Origin of the sequence: Rheinheimera texasensis DSM 17496 (assembly GCF_000711985.1) — a bacterium.
Taxonomy (GTDB): Bacteria; Pseudomonadota; Gammaproteobacteria; order Enterobacterales; family Alteromonadaceae; genus Pararheinheimera; species Pararheinheimera texasensis.
In genome coordinates this window covers 979,770-997,504 of the sequence record NZ_JONU01000007.1, presented here as the reverse complement: position 1 = coordinate 997,504, position 17,735 = coordinate 979,770, and the positions used below count along the sequence as shown (strand labels likewise).

The following is a 17,735-nucleotide window of genomic DNA, read 5'->3' as shown; positions in this document are numbered from 1 at the left end:
GGGCGCCTTTTTTATCTAAAGCAGCCTATCAGCCGCTGAATTTACTTTGATACACCACGAAACCTTGCTGCCGCGCCAGTTCTTTGACATTGCCAAAAGCCGTCTGCAGCCACTGCGCATAAGGTAAATGCGCGTTAGCGACCAGAGTCAGCGTGCCGCCACTAGTAAGATGTTGCTTACATTGGCTGATAAAAATCTCCGCTACCGACAAATCCGTTTTCAGGCCAGTGTGAAAGGGGGGGTTAGTGACAATATGCTGAAATTTCGGCAGGTCGGCAGTTAATCCATCCTGACAACGTACCTGGCCCTGTAACTTGTTCAGTGCCAGCGTGGCTGTGGTTGAAGCAGCAGCCAGTGCGCAGATGTCAGTGGCATAAAGCTCAATCGCCGGCTGCTGTAACTTCAGCAGTGCGCCGATAATGCCGGCACCACAGGCAAAATCCAGCACTTTGCCGCTTTGTACATGGCCAAGCTGCTGCAACAACAAGGCAGTGCCTGCGTCCAGTTTACCGTGGTTAAACACACCCGGCAGCGAGCAGAATTCGAGGTCTTTGCTGACGCCAGCTATTTGGGCGCTTAGTTTAAAGCGGCCAAAATCCTGTTTCGGCAGTGGTTTTGCAAAAAGCCCGGTTAAGGCAAACCATAAACAGTGTTTGGCGTTATCGAGTTTATGCGCATGTAAGCCAAATTTCGCTGCATGCGCGACCAGGCTTTTAATGCCGCCTTTGTTGTCGCCAACCAGATAAATCTGACTGTCGGTGTGCAGTACTGCGCTAAGTTCGGCCAGTGTAAAGGCCAGTTGCTCTTTGCTTTTTGGGTAAAACAGCACCACGGTGTCGAATTTGTCTGTCGTTTCAAGCCTTGCAGCAAAATAACAGGCGTTGGCACGGCTGAATGCTTTAGCGACGGCCGCATCTGTGCAATAAACACTGAAATCGACGCCGGCGCGGGTCAGCTCCTGTGCCAAATCATCGGCCATAGGTTCAACCAGCAGTACTTTGCCTTGTAAATCGTTGAGGTTGCGCAGCAGTAGCTGGCTTTGCGGGAATAACATCAGGCTTTACGCTCAAACATTAAATCCCAAACGCCGTGGCCAAGATTCACGCCGCGGTTTTCGAATTTAGTTAAAGGCCGGTGATCCGGGCGCGGCACATATTTTTGGTCTGTCGCGAGGTTGCGGTAACCTTCGGCAGCGCTCATCACTTCCAGCATATGCTCGGCGTAGTTTTCCCAGTCGGTTGCCATATGGAACACTCCACCGATTTTGAGCTTCTGCCGTAGCATCTGCACAAAATCCGGCTGGACTATACGGCGTTTGTGATGGCGTTTTTTATGCCATGGGTCCGGGAAAAATAACTGGATAGTGTCTAAAGATGCATCGGCAATACAGTCGCGCAGTACTTCAACCGCGTCGTGTTCAAATAACCTAAGGTTAGAAACACCGGCTGTTTCTGCTTCACCAAGACAAGCGCCAACACCGGGTTTGTGCACTTCGATACCGATAAAATCCTGCTCCGGTGCGGCTTTGGCCATAGCCACCAGCGATTTACCCATACCAAAACCGATTTCCAGTACGACAGGGGCTTTACGGCCAAAAACCTGTTCTAAATCATAAAGTTCGTTTTGGTATTCCAGGCCAAGTGTTGGCCAGAATAATTCCAGACTACGTTGCTGGCCTTTAGTCAGACGGCCTTCCCGCAGGACAAAACTGCGGATCCGACGCAGATATTTCGGCTCATCAGCCGCTGTTGCTGCATCCGGCAAATCCGGTTGCGCTAATACTGACTGGTCGGGATTGGCTTGCTGACTCATCGGGAACTCCGCTTAAAAAAGGCCGCATATTATGCCGTTTGCGCGCCCTTTGCTCAACCAACATCTGCAGCTGTTGGCAGTTCGGGCCCGGCCGTTTAGACTGCGCGCAGCAAATCAGCAGTGAGAACCTGTAGTGAGCAATAGTCAGAATCAGCCAACACCGGCAAATCAGAACCAGTTGATCACACAACTAGTGATTAACTGGCAACAAAGCCATGGCCGCCATCAGTTGCCATGGCAGCAGGATGTGACGCCATATAAAGTGCTGGTGTCGGAACTGATGCTGCAACAAACCCAGGTCGCAACTGTCATTCCTTATTTTCAGCGCTGGATGCAGATTTTCCCGACAGTGCAGGCGTTAGCTGCAGCGCCGGAAGATGAAGTGATGCGGCTATGGCAGGGGCTTGGTTATTATGCCAGGGCGCGCAATTTGCAAAAAGCCGCGCGTTTTATCACTCAGTTGGGTGAGTTCCCGGCCACGCTGGAAGCCTTGCTGCAAGTACCGGGAGTTGGCCGTTATACCGCCGGCGCCATTATGTCTTTTGCTTATCAGCAGCATGGGCCAATTGTCGATGGCAATGTGCGGCGGTTGTATTGCCGATTGTTTGCGCTTGAAGGTGTGCCGAATACGCCGGCGCTTGAAAAGCAGTTATGGGCCAAAGCTGAACAGCTGACACCGCAACATCAGGAGCCGCACGCCGATTGTCGCGCTTTTGCGCAAGGCCTGCTGGATTTAGGCGCGACGGTTTGCAAACCCCGTCAACCGCTTTGTGAGCAGTGCCCGCTCGCCAGCCATTGTCAGGCATTGGCGCAGCACCGCATCAGTGATTTCCCCAACGCTAAACCGAAAAAAATTGTGCCGGTGAAAGAGGGGCATTTTTTGCTGGTGCGCAAAGCGCAGCAGGTGCTGCTGGTGAAAAGACCCGGCGCCGGTATCTGGCCAGCGCTTTGGTGTTTACCACAGCCGGCGCAGGCGCCGCTGAATGCTGAGTTAGTCGGTGAATTCAGTCATCAGTTCACCCATTACAAGCTGCAGGCCAAAGTCTGGTCGGCTGAAGTGAGCATGGCAGAGGCGGAGCAAGCCTGGATAGATGCCGCGAATCTGGCGGATTTTGGCTTGCCGGCGCCAGTGCGGGTCTATCTTGAGGCGTTGCTGGAGGCTTAAGAAAAACGCCTGCACTCGAGTTAAAACGCCTGCACTCGAGTTTAAGTGCAATTAAGCAGCCAAAATGCATTACAATAGCGCCACTTGTGCTATTCGGAGGTAAGACATGGCCCGCGAAGTGTATTGTGTATTCCTGAAAAAAACTGCTCCTGGTTTGGATTTTCAACTGTATCCGGGTGAACTTGGCAAAAAAATCTTCGACAACATCAGCAAAGAAGCTTTCTCGCAATGGCAAAGCAAACAGACCATGCTGATCAACGAGAAAAAACTCAACATGATGAACCTTGAACACCGCAAACTGCTGGAAGAGCAGATGCAGAAGTTTTTGTTTGAAGGTGAAAGTGTCGAGATTGAAGGCTACGTGCCACAAGCCAAGTCTTAAGCCGGAATTGATTTATGGCCCGTCGCCTGCCGCCGCTCAACGCATTAAAAGCCTTTGAAACTGCTGCCCGGCATTTAAGTTTCACCAAAGCGGCAGAAGAGATGTTTGTCACTCAGGCCGCTATCAGTCATCAGATTAAAGCGCTGGAAGACCATCTGGGACTCAAGCTGTTTATGCGGAAAAACCGCTCTTTGCTGCTGACTGAAGAAGGCCAGAGTTATTTTCTCGACATCAAAGAGATTTTCCTGCAGCTGCACGAAGCCACCGAAAAACTGCTGGCGCGTGGCGCCAAAGGCGCGCTGACCGTCAGCCTGCCACCCAGTTTTGCCATTCAGTGGCTGGTGCCACGCTTAAGTTTATTCAGCGAATTAAACCCGGATATCGACGTGCGTATCCGTGCTGTCGATTATGAAGAAGGCTCTTTGACCGACGACGTCGACGTGGCGATATATTATGGTCGCGGCAGCTGGCGTAATTTACACGCTGACAAACTTCACACCGAGTATTTGGTGCCGGTCTGCTCGCCAATGCTGCTCAACCGCGCCAAGCCGCTGAACGAACCCGCCGATTTGCGGTTTCATACTTTATTGCATGACGGCACCCGCGACGCCTGGAAAGCCTGGTTTACCAGCCAGGGTTTTAAACATTTTAACGTCAATCAGGGGCCGATTTTCAGTCACACCGCTATGGTGTTGCAGGCAGCTATTCACGGTCAGGGCGTGGCACTGGCGCACAACGTGCTGGCGCGGCCTGACATCAATTCCGGCCGGTTAATAGTGCCGTTTAATCATGTGCTGCAAAGTAAAGATGCTTATTATCTGGTGTGCCGCGACAATCAGATTGAGCTTGGCAAAATCGCCGCCTTCCGCGACTGGATGAACAAACTGGTGGCGCAGGAGCAAGAAGCTTTTAACGAGCAGCAATTTAATATCGCTATAGCGTCGGAACAAGATTAATGCCGCTGGTCAGCAAACATGATGTAGCGGCGCCTCGTGCGCGTTTATTGTTGTTACACGGCGCCGGCGCCCCTGTGCAATCGGCTTTTTTTCAGCAGCTTATTCCTCTGCTAAACGCTCAGGGCATTGTGGTTTTTGCTGCCAATTTTGATTTTATGCAGCAAAGCTTGTTGGGTAAGCGCCAGGTTGCGCCTAAAGCCGACAAGTTGCTGGCAGAGCTGGAACAGCTAATTGCTGCTGTGCCTGCAGACGATCATCTACCGCTATGGCTTGGTGGCAAAAGTCTGGGCGGCCGCGTGCTGAGCCTGTATCTGGCTGGTACACAAGTTGCGCCAGAAGTTGCAGGTGGTGTGGTGTTTGGTTATCCGCTGTGCCCGCCGGCACAAGCCAAAGATGCAGCAAAAGCAGCTTTGACAGTCAAAGCACGCAGCCAGTGTTTGCAGCAGCTGCAGCGACCATTATTGCTTTGTCAGGGCAGCCGCGACCCTTTTGGCAGTGCTGATGCGCTGCGGCTGGTGGCAGGTACAGCGCAGGTTGTTGAACTAACCGGCGCCGATCATGATTATGCGCTTCCAAAACGGGCAGGTTTACCGGCTGAGCAGGCTTTTAGTTTGGCGGTAGCGGCATGTGGCGAATTTATCCGCCGCCACAGAACTACAACTTAGCAGGAGCGACCTGATGAAAACGCTGTGGAAATGCAGTTTATCTTTAGCTGGCTTATATGGTGCCGCCGTCATTGGTATGAGTGCGGCAATTTCGCATTATTTCCAGTTCAATATGGTGACGGAAGAATTCAGCCGGCTGGTGTCGAGCACTGCGGTTTTGGCGTTTCAGGCCTTGGCGATATTAGTGCTGTCGCTGTATGGCCAGTCTGACGCACGGCGCAACGAATTGAATAAAGCGCAGCACTGGCTGCTGGCGCTGGTGTTAGTAGGATTTCATCTGGGCCTCTGGTGTTTTGTCTACACTGTCTGGGCCGGATTATTTGAGTTACCGCTGTATTGGCGCCAGTTAGCGCCGGTAGGTGGTCAGATGCTGATTTTATGCTGGGCCGGCCTGATGCTGTTGCCCTGGTTGCGGAAAAACAAATGAAACAATTATTGCTCTACTGTCGTTCAGGTTTTGAAAAAGAATGCGCGGCAGAAATTCAGGATAAAGCCGGCCAGTTTGGTGTTTTTGGGTATTGCAAACTCAAAGCCAACGACGCTTTTATCATTTTCGAAGCTTATGACGGCGCAGCTTTAGAGCGCTTTTTCAGCGATTTCCCGTTTTCCAAACTGATTTTTGTCCGCCAGTGGGCCTTAGTGATTGGCGACTGGCTGGAATTGCCGGCAGGCGACAGGGTAACGCCTGTACTGGAAACTCTGCGTAGCGTCGAAGAGGGCAGTGAAATTAGCAGTATCGGTGAACTCAGGATTGAATATCCGGATACCAACGATGGCAAAGAGCTGTCAACGCTGGCGCGCAAACTGACAGTGCCGCTGCGCCAGAGCCTGCGTCAGGCTGGTCTGATGCTGAAAAAAGAAAATCTGCGTGCGCCTGTGCTGCATATGTTTATGCAAAGCGGGCAAAAAGCCTTGTTGGCTGTGTCTTATCCGGAGAATAACAATTCGCTGGAAAACGGCATCCGCCGGCTGAAATTTCCGTCTGATGCGCCAAGTCGTAGCACGCTGAAACTGGAAGAAGCCTTCTTGGAATTTATTCCGCGTGATGAGTGGGACACCCGCTTAGCATCCGGCATGCGGGCGGTGGATTTAGGCGCTTGTCCGGGCGGCTGGACTTATCAGCTGGTGAAACGCTCGATGATGGTGGTGTCGATTGATAACGGCGCTATGGCAGAAAGCCTGATGATGACCGGCCAGGTTAAACACTATATGGTCGACGGTTTTAAATACAAACCGGAGAAAAAGAACGTGTATTGGCTGGTCTGCGACATGATTGAAAAACCGCAGCGGGTTGGTCAGCTGATTTGCGATTGGCTTATTAACGGCTGGTGTCAGGAAAGTATTTTTAACCTGAAACTGCCAATGAAAAAACGCTATGAAACCGTGCAGGAAGTGCTGGCAGAAATGCAGCAACGTTTTGACGAAGCCGGCATCAAAGTGAAATTCCAGGCGCGGCATTTATTCCATGACCGCGAAGAAGTCACAGTGCATTTGTGCAAAGCCTGAGATTGTTCACTTTAAAGCGCTGTCAGCAAGTCTGACAGCTGCTTAATCTCAATAGCGCCGGCCGGGCAAGGCTCGGCGTAGTGATTTAAGAAAAACGTCTTCACCCCGGCCGCAAGGCCGGCCTGTACACCGGTTGGGCTGTCTTCGACTATCACACATTCAGCGCTCTCCAGCCCTAACGCCTTGATCGCATACAGATAAAGCGCCGGATCTGGTTTAAACAAATTGCAGTCATAAGCGCTGAACAGCCGCTGAGGTTCGTTGTTATCGCAGAAATATGCAAGCAAACCACAATGCGCCAGCGTAAAGCGCATTTTGCTTTGCGGCCCGTTGCTGACCACAGCCAGCTGTAACTGTTGTTGTTTGAGCTGTTCGAGCACAGCAGCAGCGCCGGCAATTGGCTGCAACGCTTTGGTAAACAGCTGCTGCAAACGGGCGCGGTATTCGGTTTCATAGTTTGCCGGCCGGCTGATGTGATGGGCCAGACACAGCCTGCTGAAAATATCACTGAGCTTGCCGCCGCGGTAATGCAGCAGCAACTCATCCAGCGATATGTTTATTCCGTAATCGGCAAATTGTTGCTGCAATGCCAGATTACACAGATATTCGCTGTCAACCAGGGTGCCGTCGTTGTCAAACAGCACAGCGCGGATGCGAGTTGCCGGCTCTTGCATGCACGAGCTCATGGCTGTGTTAGCGCCCACGCTCATGGCTGCGCGGCCATCTGCAGTTCCAGCTCACCGCCGGCCATAATCTCGCTGTGCAGCAGATAAGTACGTGACAGCACTTTGCCATTCAATTTGATTTGGCGGATATAAGGCCGCTCGGGGCTGTTGTTCAAGGTCTTGATACAGAAGCTGCGTTTGCCGGCCAGTTGCAGGCAGGCTTCGTCAAATAACGGGCTGCCGAGCTGATACACCGGGTCGGCCTCTAAGCCACCACTTAACTGGAATAAACCGAGTTTCAATAGCACAGCCAGGCTACCCATCAGGCCCTGATCTTCATCGCCATTGTACCCACGCTCCGGGCTTAAATGGCTATACACAGTGTCGCTGATCCGGCGTGACCAATATTGCGTTTTCGCCACATCGCCGGCCGCAGCAAAGATAAATGCGGTTTGGATACTGGGCTGGTTGCCATAGTTGATGGGCGTGCGGCGATATTCCGGATGGCCTTCCTGCGCATGCGCGGTGCCGGCAGTGAAATCCTGTTTGGCGGCCTGTTCAAACGCCTGTTGCAGCCGGTTAATTAAGGCGGTTTTGCCACCCATAAGTTTGGCCAGGCCTTCAATATCATGGGGGACAAACCAGCTGGCCTGAGCGGCGTTGGATTCGATAAAACCGGCTTCGTATTCCAGTGGGTCAAAAGGTGTGCGCCAATTGCCATCCACTTCCTTGGGTCTGATATACCCGGTTTTGCCGTCATACAAATTCTGCCAGTTTTGGCTGCGCTTGAGGTATTCCCCGGCGATGTCTGTTTCGCCGGCTTTTATCGCCAGCTGCGCCAGCGCGAAATCCTGATAGGCATATTCCAGAGTCTGACCGGCACCGCGTCTGTGGCTGCCGTAACTGCTTTCGGATTCCGGCAGCGGGTAGGGTACATAGCCGCGTTGAAGGTAATAACTGAAGCCGCCGCCGGTGGCGCTATAGTGCTCGTAGCCAGCTTTGGCCATCAGGCCCGCGCTACTGTGGTTTTTCTCTAACATCGGCAGCAGCTCGGTTGCTGTGGTTTGTAGTAGACCTTTTTGTGCCAGCGAAACTAAAAACGGTGTCATCGGCACGCTGGGCATCACCAGCGTGTCTTGCCCACCGGACGGACCGCGTGGGATCAGGCCAAAATCCCGGCCGTATTGGATCAAGCTTTCCCCCAGCGCTGTTGCTTTTTCCGGAAAAGCCAGCGGCCATAAAGTCGCGATGGTCCACTGCGCACCCCAGAATGAATCTGAGTTATGCATAGCAAATTTGGGCTGGCCTTGGCTATCAAGCGGCAACTGCCGGACTTTAGGTGCAAAACCTGATAAATCGGCATATTGACCATTGACGTCGGAAACCACACGCCGGCCTTGCAACGCGTGCCACAGGTCAGTGTAGAAGCGCCGTTGCTGCTGTTCGCTGCCGCCTTTGATTTGAATGCGTGATAGCAGTTGGTTCCACTCGTTATAGGCTTGCGCGCTGGTGCCGGCAAAATCCCAGCCGGGCTGTTCAGTATTCAAATTTAACCGGGCATTGTCAGCTGAGACATAAGAAAAACCGGCTTTGACCAACACAGTCTGGTCTTTGCTTTGAAAACTCAGCCGCACCCCGGTGTTGTCGCCGCTGATGCCACTGACATTGGCAAATAACATGTCGCCGCGCCAGGCATCAAACTGCTGCACCGGTGTGGAAAACGCCAGGTGGAAAAACACTTTGACCGGTTTGACGCGCCGCTCTGTGCCTTGATTGGTGATAAAACCGGCGATGTTTTGTGCGTCGATTTGCCAGACTTCAGCATGGCCAAGCTTAGAAGGGCCCTGCACGCCGCCTAATTGCAGTAGCAGCTGTTGCGACTTGGCTTTTTGATACTGATAACGCGAAAAACCGACGCGGGAGGTGGCGGTCAGGTCAACTTTGATACCGTAGCGGCTTAATTGCAACTGATGAAAACCGGGCCGGACTTGTTCAGTGTCATGCGAAAACTCAGAAGCGTAATCGGCTTTTTGTTCAGCCAACGAACGCTCGTCTGAGAGTGGCATCAGCGATAAACCAGCCAATTGCCATTCGTGGATATGGTTAAAACCTTTGACTGTCGGCTCGTGATAACGATAACCGCTACCCCATTCACCGTCGATGGCGGTATCAGGAAACAAACTGACCATGCCAAAAGGCCGCGCTGCTGAGGAGAAATAAAACCAGCGGCTGTTGGCGGTATCCAAAAACGGATATACCAGTGCCGCTGGCTCTTTGGCGAAGCTTGCCGGCGCTGTGCTATTTTGTACTTTATCTTGAGCCAACGCCGAGATTGCGGGCAATAACAGCAGGCAACTCAGCAGTTTAGGCAAAACTTGCCGGCGCATTACCGGACGGAAATTCAACGGCATGGCGAGATAGTTCAGGACAGGCATCAACCAGCTCCTTTATGAGGTCTGCGCTGGTTATATCAATTGGCCTGTCCAATTGCAACAGGCCTGACCGGTTGAGGGTGGTTTGTCCGGAGATTCTCCGCGCAGCCAGGTCACTCGCCAATTAAAAGTACATAAGCTTCAGTCACCTGCGCTATATGCGATTGCATCGCTGCTTTGGCGCCCGCGGCGTCCCGCCGGCTTAAACACAAATAGATTTTTTCATGCGCTTCGATGTTGGGGCCTGCGACCTGGCGGCGGATTTTCTCGGCAAACAGCTGGCTGAGCTCTGAGCTTTCACGCAGCGCCCACAGCCATTCAATCATTGATTGCAAAGCACTGTTACGGGTGGCGCTGGCGATGAGCTGGTGGAATTTTCCATCAAAAGTCTCAGCTTCGGCTGATCTTTGTTGCTGCACCAGACTAATCATCTGATTTAAATAAGCCTTTAATTTCAATAGCTCTTCGTTACTGATCCGCTCTGCCGCCAGCGCGGCCGCATCGCCTTCGAGTAATAAACGTGCTTCCATAATCTCCAGCGGGCCTGGTGCGTTTTCTGCCAAAAGCGAACTTTTCAGACTAGCTTCCTGCAATACATAAACACCGGAACCCGGCCGGATATCGACCAGTCCTGAAACTTCCAGTGCAATCAGCGCTTCCCGCACAGTCTGGCGGCTGACGTCATATTGCTGTGCCAGGTCGCGTTCGGCCGGTAATCGCATGCCTGGTTTAAGCTGGCCGGCGTTGATTTGCTGCGCCAGTTTATCGGCGATTTGCAGATAGAGTCTGGAGTTTGGTGCCGGAGCCTGGCGACTGTTGGCCAAGGAAAGAAGCGTGTTGTCGTTCATGAGTTTCCGTAGAAGTGGTTTGACCAAAAATTTATAGTTGCAAATTGGCCTGTCCGGATGTAAGTTAAATTCAACAGGCTTGACCAATTTAGCCGCGAGGCGCAGCAGACGCAACTTTTCAGCGTTTAGTTTGTAAGCGGTCAGACCAGATGGCGAACCAGCACAGCAGAAACAGCTGCTGATAGCAGGCCAGTGCCGCGAAAGGCCATAAAGAAAAAAAACCGCAGCGTTGTCTGTAAAAACAAATGCCAGCGGTGGCAGTAGGGTTTTATAGCATTTAAGTAGTTCCGTGTGCGGAACCTCAGAGGAACCAGATGAAAATCATTGATGCAAAAGTCATTATTACCTGCCCGGACCGTAACTTTGTCACGGTCAAAATCACCACGGATCAGGGGCTGTATGGCATCGGTGATGCGACCTTAAACGGCCGCGAGCTGGCGGTCGCCAGTTATTTGCAGGACCATCTGATCCCTTGCCTGATTGGTCGTGACGCCAGCCGCATCGAAGACATCTGGCAATTTTTTTACCGTGGCGCTTACTGGCGCCGTGGCCCGGTAGGTATGACCGCCATCGCCGCTATTGACGTGGCGTTGTGGGATATCAAAGCCAAAGCCGCTAATATGCCGCTGTATCAGCTGCTCGGTGGCCGCAGCCGTGACGGCGTGATGGTGTATGGCCATGCTAATGGCAATACCATTGCGGAAACGGTGGCGGAAGTCGGCCGTTATATCGAGATGGGCTACAAGGCCATTCGCGCCCAGACCGGTGTGCCAGGCCTTGCCAGCACTTATGGTGTGTCAAAAGACAAAATGTATTACGAGCCGGCCGACAACGACCTGCCAAGCGAAAACGTCTGGTCCACCAGTAAATATCTGAACAGCGTGCCGGAGCTGTTTAAAGTGCTGCGCGAAACCTATGGTTATGACCACCATCTGCTGCATGACACACACCACCGCCTAACGCCGATTGAAGCGGCGCAGCTTGGTAAGTCACTGGAACCGTACAAATTATTCTGGTTAGAAGATGCGGTACCGGCCGAACTGCAGGAAGGTTTCCGTTTATTCCGCCATCACACCACGACGCCTATCGCGGTTGGTGAAGTGTTTGCCTCTATCCATGATTGCCAGCAACTGATTAGTGAGCAGCTGATTGACTACATCCGCACCACCATTGTGCACGGCGGCGGTATCACTCATCTGCGCCGGATCGCGCATCTGGCCGAACTTTATCATGTCCGCACCGGCTTCCATGGTGCGACTGACTTAAGCCCCATCACGATGGGCGCTGCGCTGCATTTTGATACCTGGGTACCAAATTTCGGTATTCAGGAATACATGCGCCACACCCCGGCCACTGACGAAGTGTTCCCACATGATTATCACTTCGCCAATGGCTATTTATATGCCGGCGAAAAACCGGGCCATGGCGTCGATATCGACGAAAAACTGGCAGCGAAATACCCGTACAAACGGGCTTATCTGCCGGTCAACCGGTTAGAAGACGGCACTATGTTTAACTGGTGATGAGCAGTTTTTTTAATCAAGCAGGCAGGAACACAGCTGATGCAACCAGCAACCACTGAATTTTATAGCGCCGGTTTTATCCGGCAGCATTGCAGCGACATCCTCGGGTTTTACGACCCGCGGGTGATTGATACTGCCGGTGGTTATTTCCAGAATTATTATGATGACGGCAGCTTGTTTGCGCCTGAATTTCGCCAGCTGGTCAGCAGCACCCGCATTATTGTCAATTACGCCAGAGCCAGCCGCGAGCTGGCAGGGCGGAGTGATCAGCAAGAACTGGCGGAAAAGTACCGCGCTTATGCACTGCACGGTCTGAAGTACCTTGAAACTGTGCATTTTCAGAGCGCGACCCAACAATACGCCTGGACTTTACGTCAGCATCAGCCCGAAATCATGACGCAGCAGGCTTATGGTTATGCCTTTGTATTGCTGGCTTATGCCCATCTGCAGCTGGCTGAAATTGCCGATGTCAGTGAAAAGCTGAGCCAAACCTGGGATTTACTGGAACAGCGGTTTTGGCAGGCCGGGTATGGCCTGTATGCCGATGAAATCAGCCGTGACGGCGTGTTAAGCGAATATCGCGGCCAGAACGCCAATATGCATTTGTGTGAAGCCATGCTGGCGGCGTATCAGGCGACACAGCAAAGCCATTTTCTCGAACGCGCGCAGCTGCTGGCGCACAACATCACAGTGCGTCAGGCCGCGTTAAGCGGTGGGCAAGTGTGGGAACACTACACGGTGCAGTTTCAGCTGGACCTTGAATACAACAAAGACGACCCGAAAAATCTGTACCGGCCCTGGGGCTTTCAGCCTGGTCATCAGACTGAGTGGGCGAAGTTGTTGTTGCAGCTGAACCGCTTAGCACCGGACCCGGCGTTAGTGCGCCGTGCCGCCGAATTGTTTGACCGCGCTTACGCTCTGGCCTGGGACCATGAATATGGTGGTCTGGTCTACGGCTATGATTTGGACGGCGTCTGCTGCGACGACGACAAATATTTCTGGGTACAGGCCGAATCTATGGCCGCAGCTGCCCTCTTGTATCAAACCACTGGCGATGCGGCGTATTTACAGAAATATCAGCAGCTGTGGGGCTATTGCTGGGAGCATTTTGTCGACCATCAGCACGGTGCCTGGTATCGCCTGCTAAACCGGCAAAACCAACAAGTTTCCAATGAAAAAAGTAGTGCCGGCGCTAAGTGTGATTATCACACGCTGTGCGCTTGTCTGGATGTATTGGCCGCGTTTTGATGCGCGGCCAGGGTATTGACCTGTGACTGAGAGTTTGTAGTCCTCAGTTTTTCGCTGCAGCGGGTGAAATACCGTCTTGAGATCCGGCCGGTTTGGTGCAGTAAAAAAACAGTGCTGCGCCAAATTGGTTAGGGCGTGTTGATGTTTGGTGGTTGAGTTTTGTTCGAATTGGTGGCGTTTTGGGCGCGAAACGAGGCGCGTGGCATAGTTATTCTATGTGAGCAACGAGTGACAAAGCCCAAAGCGCCACCAAACGAACCCGAAGGGCAGCGTTTGGCAGCTCTTTCTGCGGCGTTAGTGCTCGTTTGTGTAGAATCACTACACGGCGCTCGCACTGCCTTGCATAAAAAGCTGCAAACTGCTGCAAAAACAAACACCAGACGTCAACACGCCCTAAAACTGTGGTAAAAAAAACGCCATAGCTGACACCGGTGTCACATTACTTTCACTGTAAAGCTGAGACTGGTAAAAAAAGGCGATAAAACAAACACATCAGAAACAGGGGTAGATATGTACAAACAGCAGAAAACAGCGGTTGCGCTGGCCGTGCTTGCCGCACTTGGTGCCGCATTCAGTGCCGGCGCCCAGCAAACCAACCAGAATAATAAAGCCGAAGAAACTGAAGTCATTGAAGTTAAAGGCTTCCGCGACTCGGTGATCAAAGCCAAAGATTTAAAACGTGAAGCCATGGTGGCGCAGGATTCTATCGTCGCTGAAGACATCGCTGATTTCCCGGACCAGAACTTAGCCGATTCACTGCAGCGCGTGCCAGGTATTGCCATCACCCGTGAAGGTGGTGAAGGCCGGCAAATTTCTCTGCGCGGTTTAGGCCCGGATTTCACCCGCGTGCAGGTCAATGGTATGGAAGCGCTTGGCACTTCATCCTCGCCAATGGACAGCCGCGGCGCAGTGGGCCGCTCGCGTGCTTTTGACTTCAACATTTTCGCTTCTGAACTGTTTAACCAGATTGACGTGAAAAAATCATATTCTGCCGATCAGGACGAAGGTGGTATCGGTGGTACAGTTAACTTAAGAACAGCCAAGCCGTTTGACTACGATGGTTTTCAGGGCGCGGTTGGCGGTCAGATTGGCACTAATACCAACGCAGATGAAACCAACCCACGTTTAGTTGGGATGGTGTCCAATACCTGGGGTAAATTCGGCGCGCTGGCGTCTGTCGCTTTCAGCCAGAAAAACTCACGCGAAATGGGTTATAACACTTACCGCTGGCGTCAGGTCCGGGCTACTAACGGCATCGCCAGCACTGTAGATCCTACGCTGGCCGCACAGGCTGCAGCCGGCACCATCTGGTTTGCCCGTGGTAACCGTTATTCAGTGTGGAATAACGACCAGGAGCGTTTGGGCGTCACGACTTCATTACAGTACCGCCATAGCGACGACTTAAAGTTTGGTCTGGATTATATGTATGGCGCTTTGGAAAACACCCTGGACGAACACCATATCTCCACCGGCGGAGCTTCCAGTACTGCGCTTGGCCGCATTGAAGAATTGCGCGTGCTGGATAACAACGGCGATAAAGAAGCTGTGTTTGCCCGTTTCAGCAATTCGACCATCCAGACCGAAAACCGCGCTGACTACAACGAGTCAGTGTTTAATCAGGTGTCGCTCACTGCCGACTGGCAAATCAGTGATAACTTAGGCGCCAAGTTTATGTTTGGTACCAGCACTTCAGATTACGACCAGCCGCGTGTGGATAAAGTGAACCTGATCCGTACCGGCGGTATCACCACAGATTTCACCAAAGACCGCTATTACGGCGTCAACACTTATGACTTCGACCCGGCACAACTGGCCGGCTGGGCGGTGAAAGACCTGTATTTCCGCGAAGACTATATCGCTACTGATTTTGACAATATCAAAGCCGATTTCCGTTATGACGTGTCAGATACCAGCAATCTTGATTTTGGCTTTAACCTGAAGAAATTCAAAAACAGCGGTGATAACCGTGAAGATGCTGGTTATGTGCAGTCAAAAGCGACGCCGCTGAATAATGGCGTGAAAACTGTGACCGACGCGATCAGCTCGGTGTACAGCGTGCACCCGAATATGTCCTGGCGTCAGGCTGATGTTGCTGCGTTGCAGGCGTTTTATGGCATTTCGGACCTGAAACTCGGCACTGACAAAATTATCCAGACCAACTCTTACACAGTGGAAGAGAATACCGATGCGGCTTACACCCAATACAGCTGGGAGAGCATGATCGGCGGCAAAGTGCTGCGTGGTAATGTCGGTGCCCGTTATTACAAAACTGATCTGACTTCTATCGGTGTGTCGCAGGGCAAACCGGTTGAAATTACCCGTGATTACTCTGGCGTTTTACCGAGCCTCAACCTGGTGTATGAACTGGAAGATGATTTATTGCTGCGCGCCGGAGTCAGTAAAAACCTGACCCGGCCGGCGCTGAGCGCCATTTCGGTCTCAGCCAACGTGGCGCAGATGACAGGTTCTCCTGGTGAAGTCGGTAAAATCACCGTTGGTAACCCGGATCTGGAACCCTTTGAGTCGGTGAACTTTGACCTTGCCATCGAGCAGTACTACGAAGGCGTGGGCTCTTTGTCGGCAGCTGTGTTCAAAAAAGACATCGAAAACTTCATCGTGACCGAAGTGACAACAGTGAAGTACAGCGACACCGGTCTGCCAGCGTCTCTGCTGCCAAACGGTGCCACTATGGATTCACTGTTTGATGTGACGTCACCGCAAAACTCGGATGAGTCGACTATCAAAGGGGCTGAGATTGCATTCCAGCGCGACCTGGATTTCCTGCCGGCACCTTTTGACAAGTTGGGTATTATTGCCAACTACACCTGGGTAGATGGTACTGCGCTGTACCGCAACGTGCAGGGAACCGGTCAGACACAGGAGAAGAGTTTCCCGGGCCTGTCGAAAAACAGCTACAACATGACGCTGTACTACGAAGCGGACAACTGGGGTGGCCGGATCGCAGCAGCCAACCGCAGTCAGTACATCAGTGTAGTGGAAGGTGGCCTGCGTGATGAAGATGAACGCGGTTTCCATAAAACCACTTTCGTAGATTTCTCGGCTTTCTATCAGCTGTCAGAAAATCTGAAGTTCACGGTTGAAGCGATTAACCTGACCAACGAACGTGAAGAGCAATACAGTGACTCGAACGACCGTCAGTACAACACTACCACCAGTGGTCGTACTTACAGCGCGGGCTTCAGTTACAAGTTCTGATAAGACCCAGTCATCACAGCCGGCTTGATGCCGGCTGTTTTGGCTGTGGTATTCCGGTCGGTCTCTGTATAAAGTCGTCATAGTTTTTTATTCATGACCTCTCTCAGGTGCAGGGAAAACGCAGTGAAAAAACCTACCATTAAAGACGTCGCCAGCCTGGCCGGCGTATCGTTTAAAACCGTCTCCCGCGTCGTCAACAACGAAGCCTGGGTCAGCGAAGACATCAAAGCCAGAGTGCAGTCTGCCATTGCTCAGTTGCACTACCAGCCGAACCGCACAGCTCGCTTAATGCGCACCGCGCCTTTTTCGCTGGCTTTTGTTTATGACAACCCGAACAGTCACTATGTGATTGAAATGCAGACAGGTATTTTGTCGCAGTGCCGGCAAAAGGGTTTTGAGCTGGTGATCCATCCGACCGATTCGACCTCGGATCAGGTCCGGCAGGAACTGGCCAATATGATTGGCAGTAATCAGGTCGGCGGGGTGATCCTGACGCCGCCTTTGTCTGAAAATAATGATTTGGTCAAAGAATTGTTGGCGCAACAGGCCAAAGTAGTGCGGATTGTGTCCGGTGCCGTCGCGCCGGACGACCTATGTCCAACTGTCTATGTCGATGATGAACAGGCCGGTTTTGCTATTACCGACTATTTACTGGCACAAGGTCATCGCCGTATCGCCTTTCTTGGCTACCAGCCGGCGCACCGTTCGTCGCTTGGGCGTTACCGCGGTTTTTGCCGGGCATTCGCACAAGCGGGGATGGAACCAGATCCGCGCCATGTGCTGGCCGGTGATTTTACTTTTGAGTCTGGTATAGAGATGGCTACTGCATTGTTGGAGCAGGGCAGTGAAGTCAGCGCCATTTTTGGCTGTAACGATGAGATCGCCGCAGGCGCTTTATTTGCGGCGCGCTTACATGAAATCCCGGTGCCTGGCCAGTGGTCAATTGTCGGTTTTGAAGACAGTCCGTTTTCACGCCAGACCTGGCCACGACTGACAACCGTCCACCAGCCGAATGCAGAAATAGCCGCCAGTGCCGCACGTTTGCTGATCAGCTGGATGTTGGATGAACCACAGGAACAGAATACCGAGGGTTTTGTACTGAACTTAGTGAAACGCGATTCTGTGCTGCCGATGCTTAGCTAAGCTAATGAAAAATATGGCAATAAATTATATGACAACGTTGACAGTAATTGTATTGACAACGTTGACAGGCTGGTGATAACTTGAACGCAGAGTGATGAATAAATCACCGCGTATTGACCTGAATTACAAGGATATGGCGTCTCCATGACACAGATTGGCAACGCAGAGAACAAA

At 52.2% G+C, this 17,735-nt stretch carries 15 protein-coding genes; 10 read left to right on the top strand and 5 right to left on the bottom strand.

Annotated elements, in window-relative coordinates; genetic code table 11:
- Window positions 1-28: 28 nt before the first annotated feature.
- Window positions 29-1,054: a methyltransferase gene (locus Q399_RS0104615; protein WP_031566093.1), complete on the bottom strand. Its 1,026-nt coding sequence runs from the start codon at window positions 1,052-1,054 to the stop codon at window positions 29-31.
- Window positions 1,054-1,812 (bottom strand): tRNA (guanosine(46)-N7)-methyltransferase TrmB, encoded by a 759-nt coding sequence (trmB, locus tag Q399_RS0104610; protein ID WP_037045542.1) that lies wholly within the window; start codon window positions 1,810-1,812, stop codon window positions 1,054-1,056. The genes Q399_RS0104615 and trmB overlap by 1 nt, the downstream gene beginning before the upstream one ends.
- A gap of 178 nt (window positions 1,813-1,990) precedes the next feature.
- Between trmB and mutY the strand changes: the two genes are divergently transcribed.
- The 6 genes from mutY (at window position 1,991) to rlmM (ending at window position 6,486) form a co-directional block, all read left to right on the top strand.
- Window positions 1,991-2,977, top strand: a complete 987-nt coding sequence (gene mutY, locus Q399_RS0104600) for an A/G-specific adenine glycosylase (protein ID WP_031566088.1) — start codon at window positions 1,991-1,993, stop codon at window positions 2,975-2,977.
- A 106-nt stretch (window positions 2,978-3,083) separates the two neighbouring features.
- Window positions 3,084-3,359: an oxidative damage protection protein gene (locus Q399_RS0104595; protein ID WP_031566085.1), complete on the top strand. Its 276-nt coding sequence runs from the start codon at window positions 3,084-3,086 to the stop codon at window positions 3,357-3,359.
- A gap of 14 nt (window positions 3,360-3,373) precedes the next feature.
- Window positions 3,374-4,315 carry a transcriptional regulator GcvA gene (locus tag Q399_RS0104590; protein WP_031566083.1) on the top strand — a complete coding sequence of 314 codons (942 nt, stop codon included), beginning with the start codon at window positions 3,374-3,376 and terminating at the stop codon, window positions 4,313-4,315.
- Complete coding sequence (locus tag Q399_RS0104585; RefSeq protein ID WP_051685741.1) at window positions 4,315-4,980, top strand: alpha/beta family hydrolase; 666 nt, start codon at window positions 4,315-4,317, stop codon at window positions 4,978-4,980. Before Q399_RS0104590 ends, Q399_RS0104585 begins: the two co-directional genes overlap by 1 nt.
- A 13-nt stretch (window positions 4,981-4,993) precedes the next feature.
- On the top strand, window positions 4,994-5,407 hold the full coding sequence (locus Q399_RS0104580) for a hypothetical protein (RefSeq protein ID WP_031566079.1): 414 nt from the start codon (window positions 4,994-4,996) through the stop codon (window positions 5,405-5,407).
- Window positions 5,404-6,486 carry a 23S rRNA (cytidine(2498)-2'-O)-methyltransferase RlmM gene (gene rlmM, locus Q399_RS0104575; protein ID WP_031566076.1) on the top strand — a complete coding sequence of 361 codons (1,083 nt, stop codon included), beginning with the start codon at window positions 5,404-5,406 and terminating at the stop codon, window positions 6,484-6,486. The genes Q399_RS0104580 and rlmM overlap by 4 nt, the downstream gene beginning before the upstream one ends.
- A gap of 11 nt (window positions 6,487-6,497) precedes the next feature.
- Here rlmM and Q399_RS0104570 read toward each other — a convergent pair whose 3' ends face one another.
- From Q399_RS0104570 to Q399_RS0104560, 3 genes are all read right to left on the bottom strand, one after another.
- Window positions 6,498-7,160, bottom strand: a complete 663-nt coding sequence (locus Q399_RS0104570; RefSeq protein ID WP_051685740.1) for an HAD-IA family hydrolase — start codon at window positions 7,158-7,160, stop codon at window positions 6,498-6,500.
- Between the two features lie 32 nt (window positions 7,161-7,192).
- Window positions 7,193-9,586 (bottom strand): GH92 family glycosyl hydrolase, encoded by a 2,394-nt coding sequence (locus tag Q399_RS0104565; protein WP_051685739.1) that lies wholly within the window; start codon window positions 9,584-9,586, stop codon window positions 7,193-7,195.
- 110 nt (window positions 9,587-9,696) lie between these two features.
- Window positions 9,697-10,431 (bottom strand): FadR/GntR family transcriptional regulator, encoded by a 735-nt coding sequence (locus tag Q399_RS0104560; RefSeq protein ID WP_051685738.1) that lies wholly within the window; start codon window positions 10,429-10,431, stop codon window positions 9,697-9,699.
- 314 nt (window positions 10,432-10,745) lie between these two features.
- Here Q399_RS0104560 and manD point away from each other — a divergent pair, with 314 nt between their 5' ends.
- From manD to Q399_RS0104540, 4 genes are all read left to right on the top strand, one after another.
- A complete protein-coding gene (gene manD / locus Q399_RS0104555; RefSeq protein WP_031566068.1) occupies window positions 10,746-11,954 on the top strand; it encodes a D-mannonate dehydratase ManD in 1,209 nt (402 codons plus the stop codon).
- 39 nt (window positions 11,955-11,993) lie between these two features.
- Window positions 11,994-13,202 carry an AGE family epimerase/isomerase gene (locus Q399_RS0104550; protein WP_031566066.1) on the top strand — a complete coding sequence of 403 codons (1,209 nt, stop codon included), beginning with the start codon at window positions 11,994-11,996 and terminating at the stop codon, window positions 13,200-13,202.
- A 510-nt stretch (window positions 13,203-13,712) separates the two neighbouring features.
- On the top strand, window positions 13,713-16,418 hold the full coding sequence (locus Q399_RS0104545; RefSeq protein ID WP_031566063.1) for a TonB-dependent receptor: 2,706 nt from the start codon (window positions 13,713-13,715) through the stop codon (window positions 16,416-16,418).
- A 123-nt stretch (window positions 16,419-16,541) separates the two neighbouring features.
- A complete protein-coding gene (locus Q399_RS0104540; RefSeq protein ID WP_031566061.1) occupies window positions 16,542-17,561 on the top strand; it encodes a LacI family DNA-binding transcriptional regulator in 1,020 nt (339 codons plus the stop codon).
- Window positions 17,562-17,735 lie beyond the last annotated feature (174 nt).

Coding starts and splice junctions, on each gene's coding strand:
- Q399_RS0104615 (WP_031566093.1), bottom strand. CDS start 1,054: ATGTTATTCCCGCAAAGCCAGCTACTGCTGCGCAACCTCAACGATTTA.
- trmB (WP_037045542.1), bottom strand. CDS start 1,812: ATGAGTCAGCAAGCCAATCCCGACCAGTCAGTATTAGCGCAACCGGAT.
- Q399_RS0104595 (WP_031566085.1), top strand. CDS start 3,084: ATGGCCCGCGAAGTGTATTGTGTATTCCTGAAAAAAACTGCTCCTGGT.
- Q399_RS0104590 (WP_031566083.1), top strand. CDS start 3,374: ATGGCCCGTCGCCTGCCGCCGCTCAACGCATTAAAAGCCTTTGAAACT.
- Q399_RS0104585 (WP_051685741.1), top strand. CDS start 4,315: ATGCCGCTGGTCAGCAAACATGATGTAGCGGCGCCTCGTGCGCGTTTA.
- Q399_RS0104580 (WP_031566079.1), top strand. CDS start 4,994: ATGAAAACGCTGTGGAAATGCAGTTTATCTTTAGCTGGCTTATATGGT.
- rlmM (WP_031566076.1), top strand. CDS start 5,404: ATGAAACAATTATTGCTCTACTGTCGTTCAGGTTTTGAAAAAGAATGC.
- Q399_RS0104570 (WP_051685740.1), bottom strand. CDS start 7,160: ATGCAAGAGCCGGCAACTCGCATCCGCGCTGTGCTGTTTGACAACGAC.
- Q399_RS0104565 (WP_051685739.1), bottom strand. CDS start 9,586: ATGCCTGTCCTGAACTATCTCGCCATGCCGTTGAATTTCCGTCCGGTA.
- Q399_RS0104560 (WP_051685738.1), bottom strand. CDS start 10,431: ATGAACGACAACACGCTTCTTTCCTTGGCCAACAGTCGCCAGGCTCCG.
- manD (WP_031566068.1), top strand. CDS start 10,746: ATGAAAATCATTGATGCAAAAGTCATTATTACCTGCCCGGACCGTAAC.
- Q399_RS0104550 (WP_031566066.1), top strand. CDS start 11,994: ATGCAACCAGCAACCACTGAATTTTATAGCGCCGGTTTTATCCGGCAG.
- Q399_RS0104545 (WP_031566063.1), top strand. CDS start 13,713: ATGTACAAACAGCAGAAAACAGCGGTTGCGCTGGCCGTGCTTGCCGCA.